At 52.0% G+C, this 25,303-nt stretch carries 22 protein-coding genes and 1 pseudogene; 8 read left to right on the forward strand and 15 right to left on the reverse strand.

The window, feature by feature from the left end:
- Positions 1 to 103: 103 nt before the first annotated feature.
- Entirely contained in the window at positions 104 to 1,111 is a 1,008-nt protein-coding gene (locus JQ822_RS17735) for a LacI family DNA-binding transcriptional regulator (RefSeq protein WP_213134562.1), read from the reverse strand.
- Positions 1,112 to 1,298: 187 nt separating this feature from the next.
- Here JQ822_RS17735 and JQ822_RS17740 point away from each other — a divergent pair, with 187 nt between their 5' ends.
- Genes JQ822_RS17740 through JQ822_RS17760 form a run of 5 tightly spaced genes read left to right on the forward strand, consistent with a single transcriptional unit; the run spans position 1,299 to position 5,609 of the window.
- Positions 1,299 to 3,044 carry a class I mannose-6-phosphate isomerase gene (locus JQ822_RS17740; RefSeq protein WP_213134563.1) on the forward strand — a complete coding sequence of 582 codons (1,746 nt, stop codon included), beginning with the start codon at positions 1,299 to 1,301 and terminating at the stop codon, positions 3,042 to 3,044.
- Positions 3,045 to 3,048: 4 nt separating this feature from the next.
- On the forward strand, positions 3,049 to 3,477 hold the full coding sequence (locus JQ822_RS17745; protein WP_213134564.1) for a PTS sugar transporter subunit IIA: 429 nt from the start codon (positions 3,049 to 3,051) through the stop codon (positions 3,475 to 3,477).
- An 11-nt stretch (positions 3,478 to 3,488) separates the two neighbouring features.
- Positions 3,489 to 3,983, forward strand: coding sequence for a PTS system mannose/fructose/N-acetylgalactosamine-transporter subunit IIB (locus JQ822_RS17750; protein WP_213134565.1), 495 nt, complete (start codon positions 3,489 to 3,491; stop codon positions 3,981 to 3,983).
- Positions 3,984 to 3,993: 10 nt separating this feature from the next.
- Positions 3,994 to 4,791: a PTS mannose/fructose/sorbose/N-acetylgalactosamine transporter subunit IIC gene (locus tag JQ822_RS17755; RefSeq protein ID WP_213134566.1), complete on the forward strand. Its 798-nt coding sequence runs from the start codon at positions 3,994 to 3,996 to the stop codon at positions 4,789 to 4,791.
- Complete coding sequence (locus JQ822_RS17760) at positions 4,791 to 5,609, forward strand: PTS system mannose/fructose/sorbose family transporter subunit IID (RefSeq protein ID WP_213134567.1); 819 nt, start codon at positions 4,791 to 4,793, stop codon at positions 5,607 to 5,609. The genes JQ822_RS17755 and JQ822_RS17760 overlap by 1 nt, the downstream gene beginning before the upstream one ends.
- A gap of 317 nt (positions 5,610 to 5,926) precedes the next feature.
- Here JQ822_RS17760 and JQ822_RS17765 read toward each other — a convergent pair whose 3' ends face one another.
- The 9 genes and pseudogenes from JQ822_RS17765 to JQ822_RS24425 all read right to left on the reverse strand — a co-directional run bounded on the left by JQ822_RS17765 (position 5,927) and on the right by JQ822_RS24425 (position 14,342).
- Positions 5,927 to 6,709 carry a glucose-6-phosphate isomerase family protein gene (locus tag JQ822_RS17765; protein WP_213134568.1) on the reverse strand — a complete coding sequence of 261 codons (783 nt, stop codon included), beginning with the start codon at positions 6,707 to 6,709 and terminating at the stop codon, positions 5,927 to 5,929.
- On the reverse strand, positions 6,702 to 7,265 hold the full coding sequence (locus JQ822_RS17770; RefSeq protein WP_213134569.1) for a glucose-6-phosphate isomerase family protein: 564 nt from the start codon (positions 7,263 to 7,265) through the stop codon (positions 6,702 to 6,704). Before JQ822_RS17770 ends, JQ822_RS17765 begins: the two co-directional genes overlap by 8 nt.
- A 97-nt stretch (positions 7,266 to 7,362) precedes the next feature.
- On the reverse strand, positions 7,363 to 8,277 hold the full coding sequence (rihC, locus tag JQ822_RS17775) for a ribonucleoside hydrolase RihC (protein WP_213134570.1): 915 nt from the start codon (positions 8,275 to 8,277) through the stop codon (positions 7,363 to 7,365).
- Positions 8,278 to 8,343: 66 nt separating this feature from the next.
- Positions 8,344 to 9,294 (reverse strand): 4-hydroxy-3-methylbut-2-enyl diphosphate reductase, encoded by a 951-nt coding sequence (gene ispH, locus JQ822_RS17780; protein WP_213134571.1) that lies wholly within the window; start codon positions 9,292 to 9,294, stop codon positions 8,344 to 8,346.
- Position 9,295: 1 nt separating this feature from the next.
- Positions 9,296 to 9,745 carry an FKBP-type peptidyl-prolyl cis-trans isomerase gene (gene fkpB / locus JQ822_RS17785; RefSeq protein WP_003018929.1) on the reverse strand — a complete coding sequence of 150 codons (450 nt, stop codon included), beginning with the start codon at positions 9,743 to 9,745 and terminating at the stop codon, positions 9,296 to 9,298.
- A gap of 84 nt (positions 9,746 to 9,829) precedes the next feature.
- On the reverse strand, positions 9,830 to 10,327 hold the full coding sequence (lspA, locus tag JQ822_RS17790; protein WP_213134572.1) for a signal peptidase II: 498 nt from the start codon (positions 10,325 to 10,327) through the stop codon (positions 9,830 to 9,832).
- A complete protein-coding gene (gene ileS / locus JQ822_RS17795) occupies positions 10,327 to 13,143 on the reverse strand; it encodes an isoleucine--tRNA ligase (RefSeq protein WP_213134573.1) in 2,817 nt (938 codons plus the stop codon). The genes lspA and ileS overlap by 1 nt, the downstream gene beginning before the upstream one ends.
- Positions 13,144 to 13,180: 37 nt before the next feature.
- The gene (ribF, locus tag JQ822_RS17800; protein ID WP_213134574.1) at positions 13,181 to 14,119 is read right to left on the reverse strand and encodes a bifunctional riboflavin kinase/FAD synthetase; all 939 of its coding nucleotides are present in this window, start codon (positions 14,117 to 14,119) and stop codon (positions 13,181 to 13,183) included.
- A gap of 7 nt (positions 14,120 to 14,126) precedes the next feature.
- Positions 14,127 to 14,342, reverse strand: a pseudogene (locus JQ822_RS24425) (DUF2575 domain-containing protein).
- A gap of 104 nt (positions 14,343 to 14,446) precedes the next feature.
- Between JQ822_RS24425 and rpsT the strand changes: the two are divergent.
- The 3 genes from rpsT to JQ822_RS17815 all read left to right on the forward strand — a co-directional run bounded on the left by rpsT (position 14,447) and on the right by JQ822_RS17815 (position 18,614).
- Positions 14,447 to 14,710 carry a 30S ribosomal protein S20 gene (gene rpsT / locus JQ822_RS17805; RefSeq protein WP_003018940.1) on the forward strand — a complete coding sequence of 88 codons (264 nt, stop codon included), beginning with the start codon at positions 14,447 to 14,449 and terminating at the stop codon, positions 14,708 to 14,710.
- A 450-nt stretch (positions 14,711 to 15,160) separates the two neighbouring features.
- On the forward strand, positions 15,161 to 16,534 hold the full coding sequence (locus tag JQ822_RS17810) for an MFS transporter (protein ID WP_213134575.1): 1,374 nt from the start codon (positions 15,161 to 15,163) through the stop codon (positions 16,532 to 16,534).
- 40 nt (positions 16,535 to 16,574) lie between these two features.
- Positions 16,575 to 18,614 carry a glycoside hydrolase family 31 protein gene (locus JQ822_RS17815; RefSeq protein ID WP_213134576.1) on the forward strand — a complete coding sequence of 680 codons (2,040 nt, stop codon included), beginning with the start codon at positions 16,575 to 16,577 and terminating at the stop codon, positions 18,612 to 18,614.
- A 53-nt stretch (positions 18,615 to 18,667) separates the two neighbouring features.
- Here the strand turns inward: JQ822_RS17815 and nhaR are convergent, their stop codons facing one another.
- The 5 genes from nhaR to JQ822_RS17840 all read right to left on the reverse strand — a co-directional run bounded on the left by nhaR (position 18,668) and on the right by JQ822_RS17840 (position 25,246).
- Positions 18,668 to 19,567: a transcriptional activator NhaR gene (nhaR, locus tag JQ822_RS17820; RefSeq protein WP_213134577.1), complete on the reverse strand. Its 900-nt coding sequence runs from the start codon at positions 19,565 to 19,567 to the stop codon at positions 18,668 to 18,670.
- Between the two features lie 38 nt (positions 19,568 to 19,605).
- The gene (gene nhaA / locus JQ822_RS17825; protein WP_213134578.1) at positions 19,606 to 20,772 is read right to left on the reverse strand and encodes a Na+/H+ antiporter NhaA; all 1,167 of its coding nucleotides are present in this window, start codon (positions 20,770 to 20,772) and stop codon (positions 19,606 to 19,608) included.
- Positions 20,773 to 20,937: 165 nt separating this feature from the next.
- On the reverse strand, positions 20,938 to 22,653 hold the full coding sequence (locus tag JQ822_RS17830; protein WP_213134579.1) for an aryl-sulfate sulfotransferase: 1,716 nt from the start codon (positions 22,651 to 22,653) through the stop codon (positions 20,938 to 20,940).
- A gap of 118 nt (positions 22,654 to 22,771) precedes the next feature.
- Positions 22,772 to 24,022, reverse strand: coding sequence for an IS1 family transposase (locus tag JQ822_RS17835; RefSeq protein WP_213134580.1), 1,251 nt, complete (start codon positions 24,020 to 24,022; stop codon positions 22,772 to 22,774).
- Between the two features lie 24 nt (positions 24,023 to 24,046).
- Positions 24,047 to 25,246, reverse strand: coding sequence for an anaerobic sulfatase maturase (locus tag JQ822_RS17840; RefSeq protein WP_213134581.1), 1,200 nt, complete (start codon positions 25,244 to 25,246; stop codon positions 24,047 to 24,049).
- Positions 25,247 to 25,303 lie beyond the last annotated feature (57 nt).

The following is a 25,303-nucleotide window of genomic DNA, read 5'->3' on the forward strand; positions in this document are numbered from 1 at the left end:
TCGTTTTCAGAGTAACCAGCGTATCGCTGCGCCGCCAGCCGAAAACGTCAATAATTAGAATTTAATGATAAACAGGCAGAGATATCAGTAAAAGGCATGACGATCAGCAAAAACCACATGATTCTCTGACCACCAGCGCGGGCGGCAGAATAATACGTTTCGGCGGTTCGTCATTTCCCTGAATCCGACTGTAAAGCAGCTCCCCCGCCTTACGACCTATCTCTTTTGCCGCCACCGACACAGTGGTGAGCGCAGGCTGTACCAGCGCCGCCTCAGTAATATCATCGAAGCCCACCAGCGCAAAATCTCGCCCCGGTTCGCGCCCCATTTTACGTAACGCCTGCATCACCCCAAGCGCCACGATATCCTGATAACAAACGGCGGCGGTAATTTGTGGATAACGCAGAAGGAGAGACTCTGCCACTTTTGCGCCATCAATTTGGCTGGCCTGCGCCGCCACGATCCATTCTGGATTCGGCGATATCCCCTGATCCAGTAACGTGCTGGTGAACCCGCCGATACGCTGCGCCCGGCTCCCGGAATTTGGGCTCCCCCCAATAAATGCAATATTCTTATGTCCCATTTTGACTAAATGGGTGGTAGCCATTTGCGTACCGAGAAAGTTATCGGTTCCTACAAAATCAAAATCTGGGTCGCTGAGGGGACGGACAACCATAATGGCCGGGATATTGCGCCTTTTCAGCGCTTCGAAGAACGATGTCGGCGTCTCGCGTGCAGCGCAGAGCACCATGCCGCAGGCATTATTACGCATCAAAGAGTCGACAAATTTTTGCTGTCGTTCTCCTGACTCTTCACTGTTTGCCAGAAACAACAGCAGGTCATGCCGCTCCATCTCGTGACTTAGCCCGGCAGTCATCTCGCCGTAAAAAGGGTTAGTGATGTCGTGTAACAACAATCCGACCTGATTACTACTCCGGTTTCGCAGGTTAGCGGCAGTTTGATTATAAACGTAGCCGGCATCGTCCAGTGCTTTGAGCACGCGGTCGCGCGTGGCCTGAGAAATACGTCCCCGGTTACGCAATACCATTGAAACGGTTGCCGTGGAGACTCCCGCGCGTTCAGCGACCTGCGCCAACGTGACTGTTGTCATGACTTCTCCTGTATTATTCGCAGGTTAATCGAATAACCTAAATTTCGCATTATTACGTGTGATTCACATCACGCTAACGTGCATTTCGCCGCGCTGGATTCTGAATATGGCGGGTTAATCGCGTTAACCACACTATGAAAATAAGGTTAATCGATTAATCTTAAATAAGCCAACACGGAGACAGAAAATGCGTACAACCTATAATAAATTCCCTGAGGTTAACGTTCAGGGTTATGACAATCACGCCTGGCAGGGTTGGGCGTCGATCCATTCTGTGCTTAACACCAGGGTTTCTGCTACAGCCAAAACCGTATTGATCGTGGATTGCTACCCCGGCGTACGGCTTGACGAGCTGGAGCAACAGCTTGTTACGACATTAGATACCGCGCTGGTGCTGAATATTGAATCCGCCCGCCGCGATGAGCAGGCTCTGCATGATTTACTGGCGCGTAATCTGACCGACGATCGCGTATTTGGCGTCCTCTCCTGTCATCATCTGGATGAGTTTTTTGATGGCGACAAACTCAACCAGCTCCGACAACAGATTGATGCTGTTGCCGAAGGCCTGGTCGTGGTGTACGGGTCTGGTGCTGCGCTGGCCCACCCTGGTGACGTGCTGGTTTATGCCGATCTACCGCGCTGGGAAATTCAACAGCGGATGCGCCATGACGGGCTGGGTAACTGGGGGACGGAAAACCAGGATGAAGATATTCTTCGTCGTTACAAACGCGCTTTCTTCATTGAGTGGCGGGTATTCGACAGACACAAAACGCCGTTACTCAAACGCGCCGATTATTTACTTGATACCACGGTAGAAAATAACCCTGCGATGGTCAGCGGCGACGCGCTGCGAGCCGGCCTGCAGCAAACCACCGAACAACCGTTTCGCGTTGCCCCTTTCTTTGACCCAGGCGTCTGGGGCGGACAATGGATGAAACAACAATTTGATCTCGATCCCTCAGCCCCCAATTACGCGTGGTGTTTTGATTGCGTGCCCGAGGAAAACAGCCTGTTACTGCGTTTTGGCAACGTGCGGATCGAGATCCCCTCTCAGGATCTGGTATTAACTTATCCACGCGCCCTGCTTGGCGAGAAAGTTCACGCACGTTTTGGCGCGGAATTCCCGATTCGTTTTGACTTCCTCGACACCATTGGCGGTCAGAATTTAAGCTTTCAGGTTCATCCGGTCACTGAGTACATCCAGCAGCAGTTTGGCATGCACTATACCCAGGACGAGAGCTATTACATTCTCGAAGCCGAGCCGGATGCTGTGGTTTATCTGGGCACCAAAACAGGGATCGCGCCGCAGGATATGCTGAACGACCTGCGGGCTGCGGGTCGTGGCGAAAAAACGTTTGATGATGAACGCTTCGTGAATCAGCTCCCTGCGCGTAAACACGATCACTTCCTGATCCCCGCCGGAACCGTACATTGTTCGGGTGCGGGAACCATGGTGCTGGAGATCAGCGCAACGCCTTATATTTTCACCTTCAAGCTGTGGGACTGGGGACGCTTAGGATTGGATGGCTTACCACGCCCGGTCCATCTGGATCACGGTCAGCAGGTTATCGACTGGCAACGCGACACCCAATGGGTACACGATAATCTGGTCAACCGCATTGAGCCCATCGCTGAAGGGGAAGGCTGGCGGGAAGAAAGAACCGGGATGCACGAACGCGAGTTTATCGAAACGCGTCGCCACTGGTTTACAGGGCCGGTAACGCACCATACCCATGGCGGTGTTAACGTCCTGAACCTGGTTGAAGGTGCGCAAGCCATTGTCGAAAGTCCGAGCGGCGCATTTGCCCCGTTTGTCGTCAACTATGCTGAGACCTTTATCATTCCGGCCACCGTTGGAGAATATCGTATTTCGCCATTTGGCAAGGGTGTCGGCCAACAGCTCGCCACCATCAAAGCCTGGGTAAGAGGATAAACACATGATCAACGTTATTGTTGCCTCCCATGGTCCTCTGGCGGAAGCGCTTCTCGCTAGCGGCCGCATGGTTTACGGGGAATTACCGCATGTTTTCACTGTAACACTGAACGAGCAGGCGGGTATTGAAGGGTTTAAACAAGACTTTGCCAGCACGCTGAAGAGAGCCGGTCACAGCGCTGACGGCGTGCTGGTGCTGTGTGATATGCAAAGCGGAACCCCGTGGAACGTAGCTTGTCAGCACGCGTTTTCTCCCGAAACCACACCTCCCCTCGCCGTCGTGGCAGGCGTGAATTTCCCGATGCTGCTGCAAAGCGAAGAGATCTGCCATTTAACGGATGTTCACGCCGCAGCCGATGAGCTGTTGGCGTTGACGGTACCCACTCTGATTAAAGCCGCCCCGGTCTTATCCGTTCAGTCCGACGATTTTTAAAGGAAACCACTATGAGTATTTCTTTTGTACGTATCGATGACCGCGTAATCCATGGGCAGCTCGTGACACGATGGGCCAAAGAGCTGCCCTGCGATGGGATTGTCGCTATTGACGATGCCGTCGCGGCCGACCCGCTGCTCTCATCGGTGATGAAAGGCGCCGTGCAGGACACTAAAGTCTGGCTGTTCGATACCGCCACAGCGATTGAAAAACTGCCAAAAGTCATTGCCAGCGAGAAGCGCTATTTCGTTATCGGTAAATCCCCACTCACTCTGCAACGCATTGAGGAAGCCGGCATCAGTCTGAAAAATGCCAATGGCAAGATAAATGTCGGCCCGATGAGCGCCCGCGCGGATACCACCACCATCGGTCCGAATCAGTCGGTCAATGCTGACGAAATCACCGCCTTTGACTGGCTGACGCAGCGCGGGCATCTGGTTGAATTCCGCCTGGTTCCCGATGCCAGCTGCTACAGCTGGCAGGACGCCCGCCAGAAGCTGAAATAAGGAGCGCACGATGATTATCGAAGCTACGCTAATTGGCATTCTTTGCTATCTGGGCGCGCTTAGCAGCCCCTGGCTTCTGGGGCTGACCGGCGGCTGGTATCTCATTACCCGACCTCTGGTATCCGGAATGCTGGTTGGGCTTATTCTCGGCGACCTGAAAACGGGGATCATGATAGGCGTTGCGGTACAGGCAGTGTATATCGCCATGGTAACGCCGGGCGGTTCAATGCCCGCGGATCTCAACTTTGTCGCTTATCCGGCCATTGCACTGGGTATTTTGTCTGGAAAGGGGCCGGAAGTGGCGGTGGCACTGGCAGCCACAATTGGCATCGCCGGGACCATTTTATTCAACGCCATGATGGTGCTGAACTCCTTCTGGAACCACCGGGCAGATGTGGCGCTGGATCGCGGCGATGAACGTGGACTGTATCTGAACAGCGCTATCTGGCCGCAAGCCACCAACTTTATTTTGCGTTTCGTGCCGACGTTTATCGCGGTCTATTTCGGCGCACAGTACATCAGCGGATTTATGGACAGCCTGCCGAAAATCGTTCTGTCAACGATGAACGTGCTGGGTGGCATCCTGCCCGCCGTCGGGATCGCCATCCTGCTAAAACAGATCATCAAGAACTACACCATGCTGATCTACTTTCTGGTTGGCTTCATCTGCATTGTGTTTTTAAAGCTCAACATGGTTGCGCTGGTGATCGTCGGTTCGCTACTGGCGCTTATTCATTACAACTACAAACCGGAACCACCGCAGGCTACGGGTGCGAAACCGGTGGTCGATGATGAGGATGAATTCTGATGGAAGATCGTACTCTTACCCGTAAAGATCTGCGCCGCTGCTGGCGGGCGTGGATGATGCATAACCTGTCGTCAATGAGCTTTGAGCGCCTTGAATCCTTTGGCTTTTGTCTGAGTATGCTGCCGGTCGCGAAAAAGCTCTACCCGGATGCTGCCCAGCGTACCGAAATGCTGCGTCGCCACGCCTCGTTTTATAATACGGAGCCGCAGATCGGCGCGATCGTTAACGGTATGGCGCTGGGGCTGGAAGAGAAAAAAGCCAACGGCGAACCGATCGACGGCGAGACAATCAATACCCTGAAAGTTGGGCTGATGGGGCCAATTGCCGGGATCGGTGATTCGATGATCCCCGGAATGCTGATCCCGATTCTGCTGAGTATCGGTATGGCGCTGGCGGCGGGCGGCAATATTCTGGGGCCTCTGTTTTATACCGTCGCCTGGCTTGCGATTATCATTCCTGGCTCGTGGTTCCTGTTTCTCAAAGGCTACAAAATGGGTTCTGGCTCGGTGGAGATGCTGGTCAGCAGCAAATCGGCCCGGCTGCGCGAAGCGTTATCGTTGCTGGGTGTGTTTGTTATGGGCGGCGTGGCGGCAAGCTACGTTAAGCTTGGCACCGGGCTGGAATTTATCACCAAGGACGGCGTCAATATCCACGTTCAGCAAATGCTGGATGGCATCTTCCCACAGTTGCTGCCGCTGGTTGTGGTGCTTGGCACCTGGTATCTGATGGCCAAGCGCGGCGTGTCGCCAGTGAAAGCGATGATTTTACTGCTGGTACTGGCGGCGCTTGGCGTCGCCACGGGCCTGTTTGCGGGGTAACACTACAACCGGGGCTATTCCTAATGTCAGTCAGTTAAGTATTATGGAGAACATATCATTCTGGCTTAAGGTTACGTTCACCTCAGCGGTATCATTTCTCTGAAGCGCAGACACCTGTGAACGTGTTAAGGGTACGGCGATAGTACCCTTAACACGTTCACAGGGAGTATCGTTTCAAAGAAGTGAAAAACATAAGGTGAACGTAGCAATATACCGGAGGCAACAGGCTCATTACCTCCGGATGTTCCACTATCAGTTATCGTTACAATCATTTATCTTCGTTAACTGACACGTATTAGGGCAATGCCCCGGTTTTCTTATGGATGAAAGTTTTGCCACAGCTCTGGGTGCTTATCCGGGCGTGAGATAAATTGAAAGCGTGCCGGGTCCTCGATGAATTGCTGATAGACAGGCGCAGAGGTAATCGAGAACTCCGTATAGTGTCGGGGCGTAACGGCCTGCAGTCGTCCGGGGAGGTAACGCGGATTATGCTGCCAGATAACATGGTTACCCTGCAGTAACGGGTACCATGCCAGCCCTTTATGCGCACGCACGGCATCGTACTCAAAACCATATTCACGATCGCACCACGCCCCAAAGGTTAATGGCACATTCGGGTCTGCAGATATAGTGGCATGCCCCCAACCGGGTGGTACCAGCACTTTCTCACCGGGTCCGGCAATCACAGCAAAACAGCGGCCAGGATCGTCCTCAACATACTCCTGCATGTAAATTATCGCTTTCCCCTGCCAGATTTCGTAAAGCTCCGGCGGGGACCAGCCGCTGTGCTGGCTGATTCGATGAATATGCCCCTGGCTACGCACCGGCTCTTCACCCAAACGCCCGGCTGCATAGGTCACCACCCCAAACAGCAGCATTCGCTTTTGCAGTTCTTCGCGATCCTGCACCCGCGCCACGTCCATCGCGATGGCATACACCTCTTCCGGTCCTTCACAATTTGGATCGCGCAGTGAGGCGCGAATGTGATCAAGTCGGCGAATCTCCGGCATCGGTCCGGTCACGTCATCCCCATAGCTAAAACCAAGCGGGTGATGGTGGACCGTCATATCCAGGCCGTAAGAATGCGCTGAATCAGCCATTCTGTACCTCCTTCGCCTGGACCGTCTTATTCTCCTCAAAGACTCTTATTCTGAAGCCCCTGGCGAGCGCCGCATAGTCATGACCCGCAACCCCTGGCCATACGGCAAGCGCAGACAGTACGTCTTCCCCGGTGTTGATTAATCGATGAGCAGTAAAACCAGGAATGATATGGACAGAGCCCGCGAATACCTTTTCCAGCCGCGCGTCGCCCTGCTCAGTTTGCAGCAACAGCAGACCCGTGCCGCGCAGGCCAAAATAGACTTCTCCCTGTTCACGGCGCGCATGGAAATGCCCGCGAGTCATAAAATACTCGCCGCCGACCCGGCCTGGATAAAGATGGGTAACACCGGTATAGAGTTCGCCTTCGGCGGGAGAGGAATCCAGCATCTCCACGTCATACACGACCTGCTCACCGGCCAGTTTCTGGCGGACAGGCTCATCGGCAAAAACGTCAGTAAGATCCTGAATCCGGGTTGATTTACGCAATAACGGGCCACCGGCTAACGCGCCGCTCGCCCACGCCACTTGCGGTGGCTGGATAAAAAAATGGTTCATACGTGTCTCCGGCCCGAGGAGAACAACAGCATCAGATTAGCAGATTAATCGATTAACCTGCTAATTCCATCAACATATTGCGGGCCGGGTCACAACCTCACGGAGCCAGCGCCAGCACCTCTGCCACCCACTGCTGAAAACCTGCCACATCAAGATCCAGCGCAACTCTGGCGTTCGCCGGTTGACCCAAACGCCCTTCGATGTCCACCACCGTCGTACCGGAGGTATATTCACCCTGGGTTTCCACCGCCACAAAGCAGGAGTGCAGCGTAAACAGCTCCGGGCGGGCCAGCCAGGCAATGGCGCAGAGATCGTGCATGCGCAGCCCGGTATTCATACTGCCACTTCGGTAATGACTGAACAGCGCGTGCAGCATTTTTCCCGTCTGGTTAAGCTGAGGTAACGTCGCCAGGTAGTCCGGCGCAAGCATCGCCTGGTTAGTGACGTCCAGGCCGCACATCACAATCTCCAGACCACTCTGGAAGACTTTCGCCGCGGCCTCGGGGTCGATAGCAATGTTAAATTCCGCGTTAGGCGTGAAGTTCCCCCGCCCGGCTGAACCGCCCATAATTACCAGACGGTAAATGTTGAATACGCATTCAGGATAATGGGTAAGCAGTAGCGCAATGTTCGTCAGGGGGCCAATTGCTACCAGCGTCACGGGCTGCGGGGCATGCATCAGCGCATCGCGAATAGCCTGGAAGGCGGGTTTTGCCATCGCCTGGCGGTCGTGCTCGACAAATTCATACCCTTCCATTCCCGACTCACCGTGTACGGAAGCGGCATCACGCAGCGGCCGCACCAGCGGCATGGATGCTCCCTGCGCCAGAGGAACATCCGCATTCCAGAAATGCAGCAGTTGCAACGCATTGCGGGTGGTTTTTTCCACTGAAACATTGCCTGCTACCGTGGTCATTAGTTGCAGATCCAGCTCGGGGGCAAACAGCGCGGCGGCAATAGCGGCGGCATCATCAATGCCGGGATCGGTATCAAGAATGATCGGTAAGCGCATGGTTTCTCCATAAAAAAATGCCAGACGTTAGGTCTGGCATCTTCTCATAATCGTAACCGGAAAGACTTACTCTACTTCACGAACATCCACACGCAGCTCTTTTGGCACTTCGAAAACGATGTTTTCTTCACGGCCTTCCAGTGGGATAGCGTCCCCACCGCCGAGTTCCTGCAGGCGGGCTATCACGTTTTGCACCAGAATATCCGGCGCAGAGGCCCCGGCCGTCACACCGACGCACGCCGCTTCTTTCACCCAGGCTTCCTGGATGTCGGTTGCGTCGTCGATCAGATACGCCGCTTTCCCCATACGCTGGGCCAGTTCCGCCAGCCGGTTGGAGTTAGAGGAGTTTTTCGAACCGACCACCAGCACCACATCGGCTTGTTCCGCCAGCGCGCGAACCGCTTCCTGACGGTTGGTGGTGGCGTAGCAGATATCGTCTTTGCGCGGCCCAACAATTTTCGGGAAGCGTTGGCGCAGCGCGTCGATCACATCAGACGTGTCGTCAACCGAGAGCGTGGTCTGCGTCATGAAGGAGAGCTTACCTTCATTTTTGACATTCAGCGTCAACACGTCTTCCGGTGATTCCACCAGGTACATCCCCCCCAACGGGTTGCTGTACTGGCCCATCGTACCTTCGACTTCCGGGTGTCCGGCGTGGCCAATCAGAATCGACTCTTCACCACGACGGCTGGCGCGCGCAACTTCCATATGCACTTTGGTCACCAGCGGGCAGGTTGCATCAAAAACCGTGAGATCGCGGCCTTTGGCTTCGTTACGCACGGCCTGAGACACGCCGTGGGCAGAGAAGATCAGGATCGCGCCGTCCGGCACTTCACTGATTTGCTCGATAAAAATGGCCCCACGTTCGCGCAGGCTATCTACCACATAGCGGTTATGCACCACTTCATGACGGACATAAATCGGCGCGCCGTAAATAGCCAGCGCGTTTTCCACAATGCTGATAGCGCGGTCTACGCCAGCGCAGAAGCCGCGCGGGTTAGCCAACAGGATCTGCATTTTACGCCTCCAGTGCCGGTTCGACTTCCAGCACTTCAATATCAAAATGAACGGTATGCCCGGCCAGCGGATGGTTGAAATCAACCGTGATGGAATCACCGTTGATTTCGCGGATCACGCCTGGCATCTCACTGCCGTCCATTGCGGTAAAGAGCATGATTGCGCCAATTTCTGGCTCGCCCGCGTCCATAAATTCCCGACGCGAGAAATACTGAATGAGGTCCGGGCTTGATACGCCAAAAGCAGCGTCCGGCTCCAGAGCAAACGTGGTTTTATCGCCCTCTTTTAACCCCAGCAGGTGTTGTTCCAGCCCTTCAGACAGAGAACCGTCGCCCAGGCGAAACAGTGCAGGTTTGCCATTATTGCGGGTTGACTCTGCGGTGGAGCCATCGTCGAGCTTTAAGGTGAAGTGCACCAGCACCGCACTGTTACTCTGTACTGATTTAGACATGCAGGTTGCTCACATAGTGTGCCCGAAGGCGAAAAGGTCGATAAAACTGTAGGCCGGATTAGCATAGCGCCATCCGGCCTTTTTTTATGCGGCTTTTTGCTCTTTCGACGGTAAGAAGCCTTCCAGCACAATCAACGCCGCACCGATACAAATCGCCGTATCGGCAAGGTTGAATGTCGCGAAATGCCAGTCACCAACGTAAAAGTCAATCATATCAACCACGAAGCCGTGCCACAGGCGATCAAACAGATTGCCCAGCGCACCGCCAATGATTAACGCATACGCAATGTTGTTCAGCTTCTGCGTCGCCTTCGAGCGATACATCATCACCATCAGGATGACACAAATACCGATCGCGATACCGGCAAAGAACCAACGTTGCCAGCCACCGCTGTCGGCTAAGAAGCTAAACGCCGCGCCATAGTTACGCGCATAGTGCAGATTAAGCGACGGGAACAGCGACACCGTATCCCCCAGAGCAAAATTCTGGAGGATCAGGTATTTGCTGCCCAAATCAATAATCAGCACGACTACTACCAGCCACAGCCAGCGTAGTCCTGTTGAACAGAGAGGCTTACTCATCAGGCAAACTTACGTTGTTCGCCATCACCGGCGATGTTGCTGACACAGCGTCCGCAGATTTCTGCGTGTTCCGCCACCTGACCGACGTCGGTCGTGTAATGCCAGCAGCGCGGGCATTTCTCGCCTTCGGCTTTGCCGAGGACGATTTTCAGCCCTTTGAGCAGTTCGCTCTGCTGAGCATCAGCAGGAGCCGCGGCATAATCCGCAACCGCTGCGCCAGAGGTCAACAGAACAAAACGCAACTCTTCGCCCAGCGCGGTCAGTTTGGCAGCCAGTTCAGGTTCAGCGTACAGGGTCACTGCCGCTTCCAGAGAACCGCCCACTTTTTTATCCGCACGCGCCTGCTCAATAACCTTGTTCACTTCGCCGCGCACTTTCAGCAGTTCGTCCCAGTAGGCGTCATTCATCGCTTCGGTATCGGCCAGACCAAACAGGCCCTGGTACCACTCACCGGTGAAGACATACTTCTCGCGATCGCCCGGCAGGTAACCCCAGATTTCATCTGCAGTGAAGGACATGATCGGCGCCATCCAGCGCACCAGTGCTTCGGCGATATGGAACAGCGCAGTCTGGCAGCTACGACGCGCCACGCTATCCGCTTTCGCGGTGTACTGACGATCTTTGATGATGTCGAGATAGAACGAACCCATTTCGACGGAGCAGAAACGCATCAGGCGCTGTACTACTTCGTGGAAGTCATAGGCTTCATAGGCTTTGAGGATCTCTTCCTGAGCCGCTTGCGCACAGCCAACGGCCCAGCGATCCAGAATCACCATCTCTTCCGGTTTCACCATGTCTTTTACCGGATCGAACCCGTTCAGGTTCGCCAGCAGGAAGCGCGCGGTGTTACGGATACGACGATAGCTGTCGGCAGCACGTTTCAGGATTTCGTCAGAAACCGCCATTTCACCGGTGTAGTCAGTAGAAGCGACCCACAGACGCAGAATATCCGCGCCCAGTTTGTTCATCACATCCTGCGGACTTACGGTGTTACCGATAGACTTGGACATTTTGCGACCCTGACCATCAACGGTAAAACCGTGGGTCAGTACCTGACGGTATGGCGCTTTGCCTTTCATCGCGGTGGAGATCATCAGAGATGACATGAACCAACCACGGTGCTGGTCAGAACCTTCCAGATACATATCTGCCGCATGGCCCGAAAACTCAGGACGCACGTCCACGACGGATGAGTGGGTTGAACCTGAGTCGAACCACACGTCCAGGGTGTCCGGTACTTTGACGTACTGGTCGGCTTCGTCGCCAAGGATATCTTTCGGATCGAGATCCCACCACGCCTGGATACCGTCAACTTCGACGCGTTTCGCCACTTCTTCCATCAGTTCGATGGCGCGCGGATGCAGCTCTTCGGTGTCTTTGTGGACAAACAGAGACATCGGCACGCCCCACGTACGCTGACGGGAGATACACCAGTCAGGACGGTTGGCAACCATCGATTCAATACGCGCCTGGCCCCAGTCCGGGATCCACTGCACGCCTTTGATCTCTTTCAGCGACTGCGCGCGCAGGCCTTTCTGATCCATGCTGACGAACCACTGCGGGGTCGCACGGAAGATGATCGGCGACTTGTGACGCCAGCAGCACGGATAACTGTGCTGCATCTTCTCAACGTGCAGCAGTGCGCCCTTTTCCGTCAGCAATGCAACAACAATGTCATTCGCCTTAAAGACGTTCACACCGTCGAGCGTCGGATAGGTACCCGGCAGATATGCGCCGTCCGGTCCTACCGGGTTAGCGACTTCCAGACCGTATTTCTGACCAATCACAAAGTCATCCGGACCGTGGCCTGGTGCTGTGTGTACCGCGCCGGTACCCGCATCCAGCGTCACGTGGTCGCCGAGGATAGCCGGAACGTCGAAGCCCATAAACGGATGGGTAAAGCGCAACAGCTCCAGCTCCGCACCTTTTACCGTGCCGAGGATGGTGTACTCCGCCGCGCCAATACGCTGCATGACGCTTTCAACCAGGTCTTTCGCCAGAATCACGGCCTGGCCGTCAATCTGTACCAGCGCATAATCAAAATCAGGGGCCAGAGAGATCGCGCGGTTAGCAGGCAGGGTCCACGGGGTGGTGGTCCAGATAACCAGCGAGATCGGGCCGTTGACGTCAGAGACGCCAAATTTCGCTTTCACTGCATCCTGATCGGCGGCGTGGAACGCAACGTCGATGGACGGGGAGGTTTTGTCGTAATACTCAACTTCCGCTTCCGCCAGCGCGGAACGGCAGTCTACGCACCAGTGCACCGGCTTCGCGCCTTTATGCAGGTGACCGTTGCCGATGATTTTACCCAGCGCGCGGATGATGTTGGCTTCGGTTTTGAAGTCCATCGTCAGGTACGGCTTCTGCCAGTCGCCCAGCACGCCCAGACGGATAAAGTCTTTACGCTGACCGTCAACCTGCGTTGCGGCGTATTCTCGGCACTTGGCGCGGAACTCAGCGGCAGTGAACTTCTCGCCCGGCTTACCGAACTCCTGCTCTACTTTCAGTTCGATAGGCAGACCGTGGCAGTCCCAGCCCGGAACGTAAGGCGAGTCATAGCCCGTGAGTCCTTTGGACTTCACGATAATATCTTTCAGAATCTTGTTAACCGAGTGACCAATATGAATGCTGCCATTCGCATAAGGAGGGCCATCATGCAGAATAAAGGTTTTTTTGCCTTTTTTAGCCGCACGAATGATGCCGTACAGGTCATCATCGGTCCAGCGCGCCAGCATTCCCGGTTCACGCTTGGCGAGATCGCCGCGCATCGGGAACCCTGTTTCCGGCAAATTCAGGGTTGATTTATAGTCACTCATCAGATTCTCGGTTCCGTATTTAAAACTCGTATAGGCATTAAGCCGGTTTTGATAGCCCAAAAAATTCGCGGGCAGTTAACTCATCACGCGCAATCTGCGCTTTTAGTTCATCCAGCGAGGCAAATCGCTGTTCGCTGCGTATTTTTTTACGCAGCACTACATCTATATGGCGACCGTAGAGGTCCATTACAACATCCAGGAGATGCACCTCTAGCTGCTGGCGTACGCCTGCCACCGTTGGGCGGGTACCGATATTCGCGACCCCAGGTAAAGGTTTATCACCCAGCCCCATCACTTCAACCGCATAAACCCCTTTCACCGGAGAAACCTGGCGACGAAGGGGGACATTTGCCGTCGGAAAACCGATGGTACGCCCTAACTCGTCACCGTGAACTACGCGTCCTGAGATAGTAAAAGGGTGCCCAAGCAGGCTTTCGGCCAGTTGCAGGTTATCTTCTGCCAGCGCCTGACGTACCGCTGTGCTGCTGATGCGCACACCGCCCTCACAGAAGGTTTGGGTGCTGGTGACATCAAAACCATACTCAGCGCCCGCTTCCTGTAATAACAAGAAATCGCCCGCACGGCTAGCGCCAAAGCGGAAATCATCGCCAACGGCAAGAAATTGTACACCAAGGCGCTTAACCAGCAGGTCGCTGATAAAGGTCTGCGCCGTTAATGCCGCAAAACGCCTGTCAAAGCGCACGCACAGTACGTAATCAACGCCGCACTCCGCCAGATAACGCAGCTTTTCCCGTAAGCGAGTTAGTCGCGCCGGGGACTTGTCGGTCGCAAATAGTTCCAGCGGCTGCGGCTCGAAAATCATCACCACTACCGGTAAATTTCGTTTGCGCCCTTCTTCCTGTAAGCCCTGCAGCAACGCACGATGACCACGGTGCACGCCGTCGAAATTACCAATAGTCAGCACACACCCATGCGGGGCCTGGCTGAGATTATGTATGCCTCGTATCAGCTTCATGTCTGGCTCAAAACAGTGAAAATCGTGAAAGTATACCCTGTACCGCGGTCAACGTTAACCGGCGATTGGTCCTGCGAAACAGAAAGAAGATTGTTTTCATTGCTATGAAACAAATTGACGCCCTTCACGGGCACGCCAATGCAATTTTTCTCGTGGAAAAGCTGTATTCACGCCACGCAAGCTGGTAGAATCCTGCGCCATCACTACGCAAAGAGTGCTGCAATTTTAACGGCGCTTATTTGCACAAATCCATTGACAAAAGAAGGCTAAACGGGCATATTCCTCGGCCTTTGAATTGTCCATATAGAACACATTTGGGAGTTGGCCTTGGCTAATATCAAATCAGCTAAGAAGCGCGCCGTTCAGTCTGAAAAGGCTCGCAAACACAACGCTAGCCGTCGCTCTATGATGCGTACTTTCATCAAGAAAGTATACGCAGCTATTGAAGCTGGCGACAAAGCTACTGCACTGAAAGCATTTAACGAAATGCAACCAATCGTGGACCGTCAGGCTGCTAAAGGTCTGATCCACAAAAACAAAGCTGCACGTCATAAAGCAAACCTGACTGCACAGATCAACAAACTGGCTTAATCGCCTGCTTGTTATCAGCTTTGTGAAAAAACCCGCGTAAAGCGGGTTTTTTTATGCCTGTCGTTTGTGCAACCAGCTTCGAAGGCAACCACCGTCCACTGACCCTGTTCGTGCTCCTCTAAACCGCTTCTCTTTTCAGCCAGCCGCCTCACCGGGTAAATGAAAGTTATTTTCTTTCACTGTTTAATTTTTTTAATTTCATTGCTAATCAAATTGTGACCGTCATTGCAAATGACATCATTGCTCACCCAAAAACGAATAAACGCAATCCTGATGTAAGATTTGATAATTGATCACAATGCCCGGGTTAACTATTTTTCACCAAACCAATTAACTACTATTTTTCTCAAAAGGTTCAAACTTTCAGACAAAAAAAATAACAACCCCCTACTGCTTAGAAAGTAAAAGCTGTTTTTCTGGGCGTATCGCACCAATACAGGAGTTATCATTATGAGTTCTGTTATTGAGGATACCCAATCTTCCGGGTCAATATCATTACCTTTACTGCAGCGTATTAGCTATGGTTCTTTAGACGTGGCTGGCAATCTGTTGTACTGCTTCGGTTCAACCTACATATTATATTTCTACACTGACGTTGCGGGGATCAGTCTCGCCGTCGCCGGGGTCATCCTGCTGCTGGCACGCATTGTAGACGGCATCGATGCGCCCATCTGGGGAATTATTATCGATAAGACGCGTTCACGTTACGGGAAATGTCGTCCCTGGTTCTTATGGTTACCGTTACCTTTTGGCGTATTCAGCGCGCTGTCATTTTGGTCCCCTGATATCAGCATGACGGGAAAAGCCATATATGCAGCAATATCTTACATGATTGCCAGCATTCTATTTACTGGATTGAATACTCCGCTCAGCGCAATATTACCCTTAATGACGTTATCACCAAAAGAGAGACTGGTGCTCAATTCCTGGAGAATGACCGGTGGGCAAATTGGTGTCTTATTAATGAATGCGACCGCGCTACCGTTAGTCGCATTTTTAGGTAATGGTAATGACCATGCAGGATTTATTTATACGGCAGTACTGTTTGCCGTTATATCCTGCTCATTGACGCTCTTTGCCTTTAAAAACATTCGCGAAATGAATACGGATAAAATACAGCAAGAGCCAAAATTGCCGCTGAAAAAGAGCTTTGCGGCGATGAAAGGTAACTGGCCGTGGATCCTGATGGTACTGGCAAATCTGATTTTCTGGATAGCTCTGCAACAGCGTTCGACAACCATTGTTTACTATCTGACCTATAACCTTGACCGCAAAGATCTGGTCCCGCTGATCAACAGCCTGGCCACCATTCAGATCTTGTTCATTATTGCCATTCCGGTCTTTAGCAAATATCTCTCTAAAACCTGGATTTGGATTAGCGGCCTGCTGGTCGCTACGCTGGGCGGCGTTCTGATGTGGCTGGCTGCGGATAGCATCCCATTGCTGATCGCCGCCTGGGTGCTCGGCAATATCGGCAGCGGCATCGCCTGTTCAATGCCCTTTGCCATGCTGGGCTTTGCCGTCGACTTTGGCGCATGGAAGACGGGTATCAAGGCAACCGGCATCCTTATCGCCTTTGGCAGTACTTTCTGTATCAAGATGGGCAGCGGCCTTGGCACAGCTTTCGCCGCCTGGATCATGAACAGCTTCGGCTACGTTCCCAACCATGCCCAGAGTGCCGCCGGACTGGAAGGGATAACCTGGGCCTTTATCTGGGCGCCCGCCCTGCTCTTCGCTCTCGCAGCAATCCCGCTGCTTTTCTTCCGTAAGTACGAAGCAATGGAAGACAGAGTCCGCCACGATCTGGAAACCGCAAACCCCTAACACTCTTTACCTTCATTACCTGTCTACGGGAGTAACCATTATGCCATTTTTGCAACAAGACCCACGCCGCCTGGTCTGGCAGCAAAACGATCGCTATCTCTGGATTGAACCCTGGGGCGAGAATAGCCTGCGCGTGCGCAGTGGCCGTCATCTGCCGGTTATGCGAAATGAGGACTGGGCGCTGACGGAACCGGTCGCAGAAAGCGCCTGCCACATCGTTTATGATCACAAGCAGGCGACGCTGACCAACGGAAAAATTAGCGCAATCGTCAATCAAAAAGGACAAATCGCTTTTTATCGCCATCCGCATAAGTGCCTGTTGCAGGAGTTCTGGCGTCAGCGCGGAGAAATTGGCGAAGATGAATCTTCTCACGGTCAGTACGTCAGCGCACTTAACCTTGAGGGGCGTGAGTTTCGCCCAATTCCAGGAGGAAAGTACGCAGTCAAAGCCCGTTTCGAAGCCGCCGAAGGGGAAAAAATTTACGGCATGGGACAATATCAGCAGGCCAATCTGGATCTCAAAGGATGCGTGCTCGAACTGGCCCAGCGTAACTCTCAGGCCTCGGTTCCCTTTATGCTCTCCAGCCTGGGCTACGGATTTTTATGGAATAACCCTGCGGTCGGCCGCGTGACGTTCGCCCACAACGTGACCGAGTGGGAAGCCCAGGTCAGCGAGCAGCTGGACTACTGGATCACCGCCGGGGATACCCCGGCAGAAATCAGCCAGGCGTATGCACTTGCCACCGGCACGCCGCCGATGATGCCGGATTACGCCATGGGCTTCTGGCAGTGCAAGTTACGCTATCGCACTCAGGACGAACTGCTCGCGGTCGCCCGCGAGTATAAACAGCGCAATTTACCCCTCTCGGTGATCGTTATCGATTTCTTCCACTGGCCGAATCAAGGCGACTGGATGTTCGACTCACGCGACTGGCCCGATCCTGACGCGATGATTGCCGAACTGAAGTCGCTGGGTATCGAACTAATGGTGTCAGTCTGGCCAACCGTGGATAGCCGAACCGAGAGCTATCGGGAGATGCGCGAAAACGGCTGGCTGGTACAAACGGAGCGCGGATTGCCAATTAATATGGATTTCCTCGGCAATACTACTTTCTTTGATGCCACCCATCCGGGTGCCCGCGACTACGTCTGGGGTAAAGCAAAACGCAACTATTACGATAAGGGCGTGAAGCTCTTCTGGCTAGACGAAGCCGAGCCGGAGTTCAGCGTTTACGACTACGATAACTATCGCTACCACGCCGGACCGGTGCTGGAAGTGGGCAATATCTACCCGCGCATGTATGCGAAAACCTTCTTTGACGGCATGAAAGCCGATGGTGAGGATCAGGTGATCAACCTGCTACGCTGCGCGTGGGCGGGCAGCCAACGCTACGGCGCACTGGTGTGGTCAGGTGATATCCACTCATCGTTTCGTTCTCTGCGCAATCAGTTTGCCGCTGGGCTGAATATGGGGATTGCAGGTATCCCGTGGTGGACGACAGATATCGGTGGTTTTCACGGCGGTAACATCCACGACCCACGCTTTCATGAGTTGCTGATTCGCTGGTTCCAGTGGGGTGTGTTTAGCCCGGTGATGCGCCTGCACGGTAACCGCGATCCACAAATTTTACCGGAGCAGCCGTATCGGGACGGGATTGCCCAGTGTCCTACCGGCGCGCCCAACGAGATCTGGAGCTACGGTGATAATGTGTGTGACGTGTTGACGGGTTGCCTGACCCTGCGTGAGAAGCTCAAGCCCTACATCAAAGCGTTAATGACAGAAACGCATAAACACAATACACCGGTAATGCGTACCCTGTTTTTTGAGTTCCCCGATCAGCTAAAAAGCTGGGAAATCACCGACCAGTACTGTTTCGGCCCCGATCTGCTGGTTGCGCCCGTTATGCATGAAGGTATGCGCGAACGCGACGTTTGGTTGCCAGAAGGGGAAACATGGACGGATCTTGCGACCGGCGAGAGCTATCAGGGAGGGCAAACGCTACGCTATGACGCCCCCCTGAACAAAATTCCGGTATTTATCCGCGAAGGCGGGCAGTATCGTAATATGTTGAAACTGTAGTCATAGTCCGGCTGCGGTTAGTACATACACCGCAGCCGGCAACATGAAGGCGTTTAGACCTGTGGCGACTTGAACAGTGCTGAGTAGTTGGCATTGCAAATACGCTGCACCGCCGGATGCTGGATCATCCTCTCCGCGAATATGGCGTGATACTCCTCCATCACATTCTCAACGCGTCCAATTTCAACAATAGAATCATCAGTATAGAAATTGTGTGAATACAGCGTAGGGGCAACGAATATAGCGTTATGCGTTGCGCCAAACGCTTTCATCAGCGCGGCGTCATCAAACTCGCCAAGGATTTCAACGTTCAGTCCTTGTGAGTTAATCCAGTTCAACAGCTTACGTCCAAGCATCGAACGACGACCTGGGATCAGTAATCGACGCTCTTCCAGACAGGCTGGAAACGCTTTCTCAGGCAGCGGCTTGGTGCACCAAAAGCTCACGCTGCATTCGCCAATCCGCACCGAGAAAAGCCCTTCCTGCTGCGTTGAGTCGATCGGGCAATCGGAGATAATCATATCCAGCTTATGCTGGCTGAGCTGCTCCAGCAGCATCTCGTGTGTTGATTCAAAACAACGCAGATGGATTTGCTCGTTCTCAACCACAGCAGCATCCAGCACGCTGCTAACCAGTTGCTTCGATAATGCATCCGCCACGCCGACATCAAACAGCAAATTCGACTCTTTGCGATAGTTCACGATATCCAGCATTTCCTGGCTTAAGGTGAACATTTTATCCGCATAACGAAAAACTAATTCGCCTAACTCGCTGGGTTCCAGCCCTCGCCCCTTACGCTTAAACAACTTCCCTTGTAAGCGTTCCTCAAGCGCTTTGATCTGCCCGGTAATAGTTTGCGGTGTCAGATAAAGCGCTTCTGCGGCACCCACCACCGATCCTTCTTTATACACATGCCAGAAGTAATACAGGTGGTTGTAATTTATATGAGACATACTCTCTCCCTGAAAATTGTCACCAAAGAGTTATCTGCTCAAGCTGACGTATTCAACCGGGTACGCAGCCAGCTATAACCGATAACTGCCGACAACAGTGAACCAATCAGGATCCCCAGTTTTGCCCAGTTAATCAGCTCCGGATCAACATTACCAAACGCCAGGCTGGCGATGAAAATCGACATCGTAAAGCCAATGCCGCACAGAATACCCACCGCCATGATTTGCTGGAAATTCGTGCCTTCAGGTAGTTGTGCCACCTTGAGACGTAATGCCAGCCAACAGAACAGGCTGATCCCCAGCGGCTTACCGATAAGCAGGCCGGCAATAATCCCCAACGGCAGGATGGAGGTCAGCCCGTCCATCGTCACGCCCTGCAGTGGAACGCCCGCATTCGCGAAGGCAAACAGCGGCAGGATCAGATAAGCCACCCACGGATGAAGAACATGCTCCAGTCGCTTCGCGGGTGAACGCCCATGTTTTTCCTTCAGCGGGATGAAGAAACCAACGATCACGCCCGCCAGAGTGGCATGTACGCCGGACTTCAGCACTGCCGTCCATAGCACGACGCCAACCAGAATATAAATACCGGTACGTCTGACACCGCACAGATTCAACACCGCCAGAATGAGAATTGCGAACGCGGCAACCCCCAATGAAAGCAAGGAAAGATCGCTGGTATAGAACAGTGCGATGATCACAATCGCGCCGAGATCGTCGATAATCGCCAGCGCCATCAGGAAGATTTTCAGTGCCAGCGGAACGCGACTACCCAGCAGTGCCAGTACACCGAGCGCAAAAGCGATATCCGTTGCTGCCGGAATTGCCCATCCTTCACGAGTGACAGGGTCGGCATAGTTGAATGCCAGATACAGCAACGCCGGGACAATCATGCCCCCGATAGCGGCAATGATCGGAAACGCCGCCTGACGTAGGCTGGCAAGCGAACCCTGCATTAACTCACGCTTCACTTCCAGACCAATCAACAGGAAAAACACCGCCATCAGCGCGTCGTTGATCCACAGCAGCATATTTTTGTTGATCTCAAGCGCGCCAACCCGCAGTTGGACAGGTGTTTCCAGAAAGGCGTGGTACCATCCACTGGTAACCCCGATATTTGCCATCAGCATAGCGACTACGGCAGCGATGATCAGAATGATGCCTCCCGAGGCGTCGCTACTAAAAAAACGATGCAGATGTTTCACTTTTATTCTCTCTATTGGGTGAATACTTCGTAATTACTATCTTACACCCTCAAAAAGCTCGTTAAAATTAGATTATTCATGATGAATAGATCGGTTTTTCTGAGGTGAAAAGCCCAACAGAACGTTGGGCTGAGAAAAGAAGCATCACTGATGCGTAAGCGTCACTCAGGCATAGAGATTCATTTTGTAAACGCGGAAACTGGTGATGTCATAACGATAGCCTTCTCCATTAACGTCCTCGTTTTTATAGTAGCCAGAGGTCATCGTTGCCTCGAAAAGCACAGTTTTGCTTGCCGGTTCAATCTCTTGCAGAAGCAAATTACCCATCGCTTGATTGCCTTCTTGCGGGTCAACAATATCGCTATCCCCCGGTTGGCAAGAGATAGCCAGACCATTCTCATCAAATGTACAATCGCCGAAGTGCACCACAATATTACCGTTTTGCTGCACTTCTTTCGCGCTCACACAGCTACTATAGCCGCGAGAGCCCAACTCTTTTCCATACTCAAAAGGACGCATGACGGTCATCGTATTCAGGTTAACGATGAAATGCACAACCCGGCTGTAATTATCAGGAGGAAGGAGACTTTTACTGTCATCACGGGAGCGGAAATTACCGTTGTCGAACACCATATATTCGACTATTCCCTGTGCTTCATTTGCTACCTCAACGACGTTGTGCTGACCCCATGACCAAAAATCACGGTCCGCTGCATCCACATCCTCCAGCTTGCTGAAGTCATAAAGAGGAACACCATTACTGTCTACGGGGGTCAGAAGATAAGGCTGATACTCATCCGCCCAATCTTCATGTGTGGACATAATGAACCGTAGTGCTTCGCTTTCCAGATCTATGCCAAAAACCGCACTCTGATGACGCCCCGAAGCAATCAGCAAACTATTCGTTTCATTAACATAGCTTTGGTTGATATGCAGCCAGTCATGAACTGTCGGGTCTTCACCGGGTGCCGTTCCCGTTGGTCGTGCTGTACGGGAGGTATCAAGAATAGCGGCCATATCGTAATAGGCAATTTCCAGCCCAGTAGATAAATCCACAACGGAGACGCCATCTTCATTAGTCTTCAGTGAATCCGGCCTACCCGAGGTATATTCGGAAGGCGCGACGATGGTATTGCTGTCCCATTGCCAAATTGAGTGGTGGAATTGGTTATCCAAAATATAAAAAGTATATAGCCGTCCCATCATGTCGAAGTCATACATCTCAAGATAGGTGTTTTTAGCTTCTGATGTAGCCAGGAAATGACCGTTCTCAATGCGCACCAAATTGAATGATGGGAAGTCTTGTGTCACGTACCAACGCACCACGCCATCCTGATCCAGAGCGTAGTTATAGCGGTCGAAATGCGTAATGAAATAGCAGCCTGGCGCAATCAGGTCGGCGTCAGTCGCCAGTTGAGTCACATTAATAACGGGAAACCCTAGCTGCACATCTGCAGAATCTGTTGCAGGTAAAGGTTGGGTTACAATCGTATAAGTGGCGATAACGACTTTATCAACTGACATAACCAGCTGATTATCGGTATCAGCCACGAGGCCAAGTACAGGCAGCAGATTTGCCCCAACATCCAACGTAAAATCTTGCACCATTTGTCTCGCGCTTTGCGTCAGATCCTGAATTTCCAGCGTTACAATGCGCTCCTCATCACTCCAGACACCAGCATATGCACTTAAAGGTGCTGTGCCATAAGGGTTTAGAACAATGACCGCATTTTCCAGCGTATTCTCATCAGTGATCCGAGCCAGACAATCTTGGTAAACAGCTGTATGACTGAGAACCATCTCATTATTGCTGTCAATCCCCTGATTAACAGCCGGACGAGGTGTCGGCAACTTAATATCCGTAGAAATAATATTTTTCATTATGCGTTTCCAATGTATTCACTTCATCATTCCACAGCGGAACGGCAAAATAAATACACTGGGGATGTATCAATCAGGCAATCAAAAAGCATCAATTGATATCAAAAAATACATTCCGCTATCGCATTATATTTTTATTATACTCAAATTTTAAATAATTCAGTACGACCGTAACATTGGCAGGAGACAGGCGACTAAGCTGAAAGAAAAACGGATGCGTATGCAAAAACTGAATAAATTTAGTGCCACCCGTTAAGGTAGCATGACGTAACATACTCGTTTTTTTATTTCCTGTGAGGTTACACACGCCTTTAGCGTAACCGCGTGTTGAGAAGGCTCGCCAGACATTATTGCGTATTCCGCCACTACGGAACACCCGATATGGAAAGTCTTTATCCGGAGGTAAAACTCCTGTTTCTCTTACAAATGAAATATGACAACGACCTTGCCGCACAGATTGCAGATTAGCCATCATACATCCTCCTAATATAAAACACTCATGATCGATGTAGTGTTGAACATTGAGAGAGTGCTCATCCGTAAGTTCTTTGACTAACTCAAAATGGCGATATGCAGGCAGAACAGGTTTCACCAACATACCTGGATCATTTTTGTACAACGTGGCGGGACCATAGTCGACATCAAATAGGGTATTTCGCCGCATCGTCATGAGTTCTTTGCGCTGGACAAGATGTGCTAACGTGCCTGGAGGCAGACGCTCCTCATAGTCAGAAATATATTGATAATCGTTTTCGACTGGTTGTGATGAATAATTGGTTGTAATAGCGATAACCCTGCCACTGCTCTCTTCTGCCGTGACCAGAACATACAGGCAGTTATCACTGCCGTTATAATTAACCCGAAAAGCACGGGTGCTCATGGCTAAGTCGAATGCAGGAAAAATGAACGCCCGTTCAGCCTGATTAACCTTGCGGGACAATTTTTGTAAGGCGCGATTCAACCCCGTGCTATCTAAAGAAAGCGTCGCTCTGATATCTGCTAATGAAGAGCCGCCCTGGATGAGTTGAACAAGATTGTCCTGACGGGCATCAGCTTTATGTTCGCCCGGCGAAATAAATGTTTTATGGCACTTGAGGCAGTACATTCGCGGCTCTCCCTGAGCGGAAAAACCATATTTTTTCAATGATGAGCTACCACAGCCGGGGCAAGCCTTAATTAATCCTTGCCATGCCCGGTTTACCGACTGTCGGAAGAGATTAAGCGACCGTTCAGAAATGACAGGAAACAAAAAACCACATTCTCTGCATAAAATATCCTTTCCCTGAGATAAATAATCTGGGCTGTTAAGGATGCCCATATTTTTACAGTCGGGCGTTTTACAGGCATCAACATTAATTTTAGAAAACATATTCACTCCCTGCGAATATCACTATCACACAAATATTGTTCTTATCTCGGCTGGTGAAATATTATTATCATAGAGCGTTTTCATTGCGCCCATCGTCGGAGCGGTATGCGCGAAGAAGGCCTTATAACCAGCACATAAATAATTATGATTCGACATATCCGAAACTGAGGGTAAAAAACGATGTTTTGGGCAACCGCCATAGCAGGCAAACTGCCACTGGCAGGAGTAACATTCTTGTGCCATGGTACGGCTTTTATCATTGCCGAATTGCTGATTTTGCTCACTATTGTTCATCGCACGCAACGTTGTATGCTGAATATTCCCCAGTTTGTACTGCGGGTAGACAAAGTGATCGCAATTATACACGTCGCCATTCATCTCCATTGCAAACGCGCTGCCACAGGTAGGTGCAAATACGCACACCTGCGGTGGTAATCCGCACCAGGCCGCCAGCGTTTGTTCAAATATCTGTATACCAATTTTGCCTATATCTTTGCGGATCCAGACATCAAAAATAGCATTGAGAAAATGGCCGAATTCAAGTGAGTCAACGGACCACGGCATCATTTCCGTTTGTTTATCGCTGGGTGCAGCCAACTCAGAATCACTGTTGTCACTACGCCTCTCCACTAATGGAATAAACTGCATATACTGGCTACCTATGCTTTTCAGATATTGGTAAACCTGTAGTGGATGAGACATATTGGTGTGGTTAACCACGGTCAGCGTATTAAACTCAACCCCGTGACGTACCAGGCATTTAATGGCCTGCTCCACTTTCTTATGCGTCGGTTTGCCTGAACGGGTAACTCGCCATTCATCATGTAGCGCAGCATCACCGTCAACAGAAATCCCCACCAGGAAATCATTCTTCTTGAAAAACTCAGCCCATTCATCGTCGATCAAAATGCCATTAGTCTGAAAGGTATTTACTATGGTTCTCCCCTCAGCGTAACGCTGCTGAAGTTCAATCGCCCGCAGGTAAAACCCGCGCCCCATCAGAGTCGGTTCTCCGCCTTGCCATGCAAAAATGACGTCATCCACATCCTGTGCGGCAATGTGTTGCTTGATGAATAATTCAAGCATGTCATCTGACATTCTGTAATTCGCTTTTCTATCCGGATAAAGCATCTCTTTTTCCAGATAAAAACAGTATTTACAGTCCAGATTACATACCGAGCCTGTCGGTTTAATCATGACCTGACAACTTTTCCTTTGCATCACGGAAGTCCATAAATAAAAGAACCCGGCTCAGCATAAAAATACTGAGCCAGGCGGGCA

This window comes from Citrobacter sp. FP75, from assembly GCF_018342065.1.
Lineage (GTDB): Bacteria > Pseudomonadota > Gammaproteobacteria > Enterobacterales > Enterobacteriaceae > Citrobacter.

Excerpts from the sequence above, each read along its gene's own strand:
- JQ822_RS17735 (WP_213134562.1), bottom strand. The coding sequence starts at position 1,111 with ATGACAACAGTCACGTTGGCGCAGGTCGCTGAACGCGCGGGAGTCTCC.
- JQ822_RS17740 (WP_213134563.1), top strand. The coding sequence starts at position 1,299 with ATGCGTACAACCTATAATAAATTCCCTGAGGTTAACGTTCAGGGTTAT.
- JQ822_RS17745 (WP_213134564.1), top strand. The coding sequence starts at position 3,049 with ATGATCAACGTTATTGTTGCCTCCCATGGTCCTCTGGCGGAAGCGCTT.
- JQ822_RS17750 (WP_213134565.1), top strand. The coding sequence starts at position 3,489 with ATGAGTATTTCTTTTGTACGTATCGATGACCGCGTAATCCATGGGCAG.
- JQ822_RS17755 (WP_213134566.1), top strand. The coding sequence starts at position 3,994 with ATGATTATCGAAGCTACGCTAATTGGCATTCTTTGCTATCTGGGCGCG.
- JQ822_RS17760 (WP_213134567.1), top strand. The coding sequence starts at position 4,791 with ATGGAAGATCGTACTCTTACCCGTAAAGATCTGCGCCGCTGCTGGCGG.
- JQ822_RS17765 (WP_213134568.1), bottom strand. The coding sequence starts at position 6,709 with ATGGCTGATTCAGCGCATTCTTACGGCCTGGATATGACGGTCCACCAT.
- JQ822_RS17770 (WP_213134569.1), bottom strand. The coding sequence starts at position 7,265 with ATGAACCATTTTTTTATCCAGCCACCGCAAGTGGCGTGGGCGAGCGGC.
- rihC (WP_213134570.1), bottom strand. The coding sequence starts at position 8,277 with ATGCGCTTACCGATCATTCTTGATACCGATCCCGGCATTGATGATGCC.
- ispH (WP_213134571.1), bottom strand. The coding sequence starts at position 9,294 with ATGCAGATCCTGTTGGCTAACCCGCGCGGCTTCTGCGCTGGCGTAGAC.
- fkpB (WP_003018929.1), bottom strand. The coding sequence starts at position 9,745 with ATGTCTAAATCAGTACAGAGTAACAGTGCGGTGCTGGTGCACTTCACC.
- lspA (WP_213134572.1), bottom strand. The coding sequence starts at position 10,327 with ATGAGTAAGCCTCTCTGTTCAACAGGACTACGCTGGCTGTGGCTGGTA.
- ileS (WP_213134573.1), bottom strand. The coding sequence starts at position 13,143 with ATGAGTGACTATAAATCAACCCTGAATTTGCCGGAAACAGGGTTCCCG.
- ribF (WP_213134574.1), bottom strand. The coding sequence starts at position 14,119 with ATGAAGCTGATACGAGGCATACATAATCTCAGCCAGGCCCCGCATGGG.
- JQ822_RS17810 (WP_213134575.1), top strand. The coding sequence starts at position 15,161 with ATGAGTTCTGTTATTGAGGATACCCAATCTTCCGGGTCAATATCATTA.
- JQ822_RS17815 (WP_213134576.1), top strand. The coding sequence starts at position 16,575 with ATGCCATTTTTGCAACAAGACCCACGCCGCCTGGTCTGGCAGCAAAAC.
- nhaR (WP_213134577.1), bottom strand. The coding sequence starts at position 19,567 with ATGTCTCATATAAATTACAACCACCTGTATTACTTCTGGCATGTGTAT.
- JQ822_RS17830 (WP_213134579.1), bottom strand. The coding sequence starts at position 22,653 with ATGAAAAATATTATTTCTACGGATATTAAGTTGCCGACACCTCGTCCG.
- JQ822_RS17835 (WP_213134580.1), bottom strand. The coding sequence starts at position 24,022 with ATGTTTTCTAAAATTAATGTTGATGCCTGTAAAACGCCCGACTGTAAA.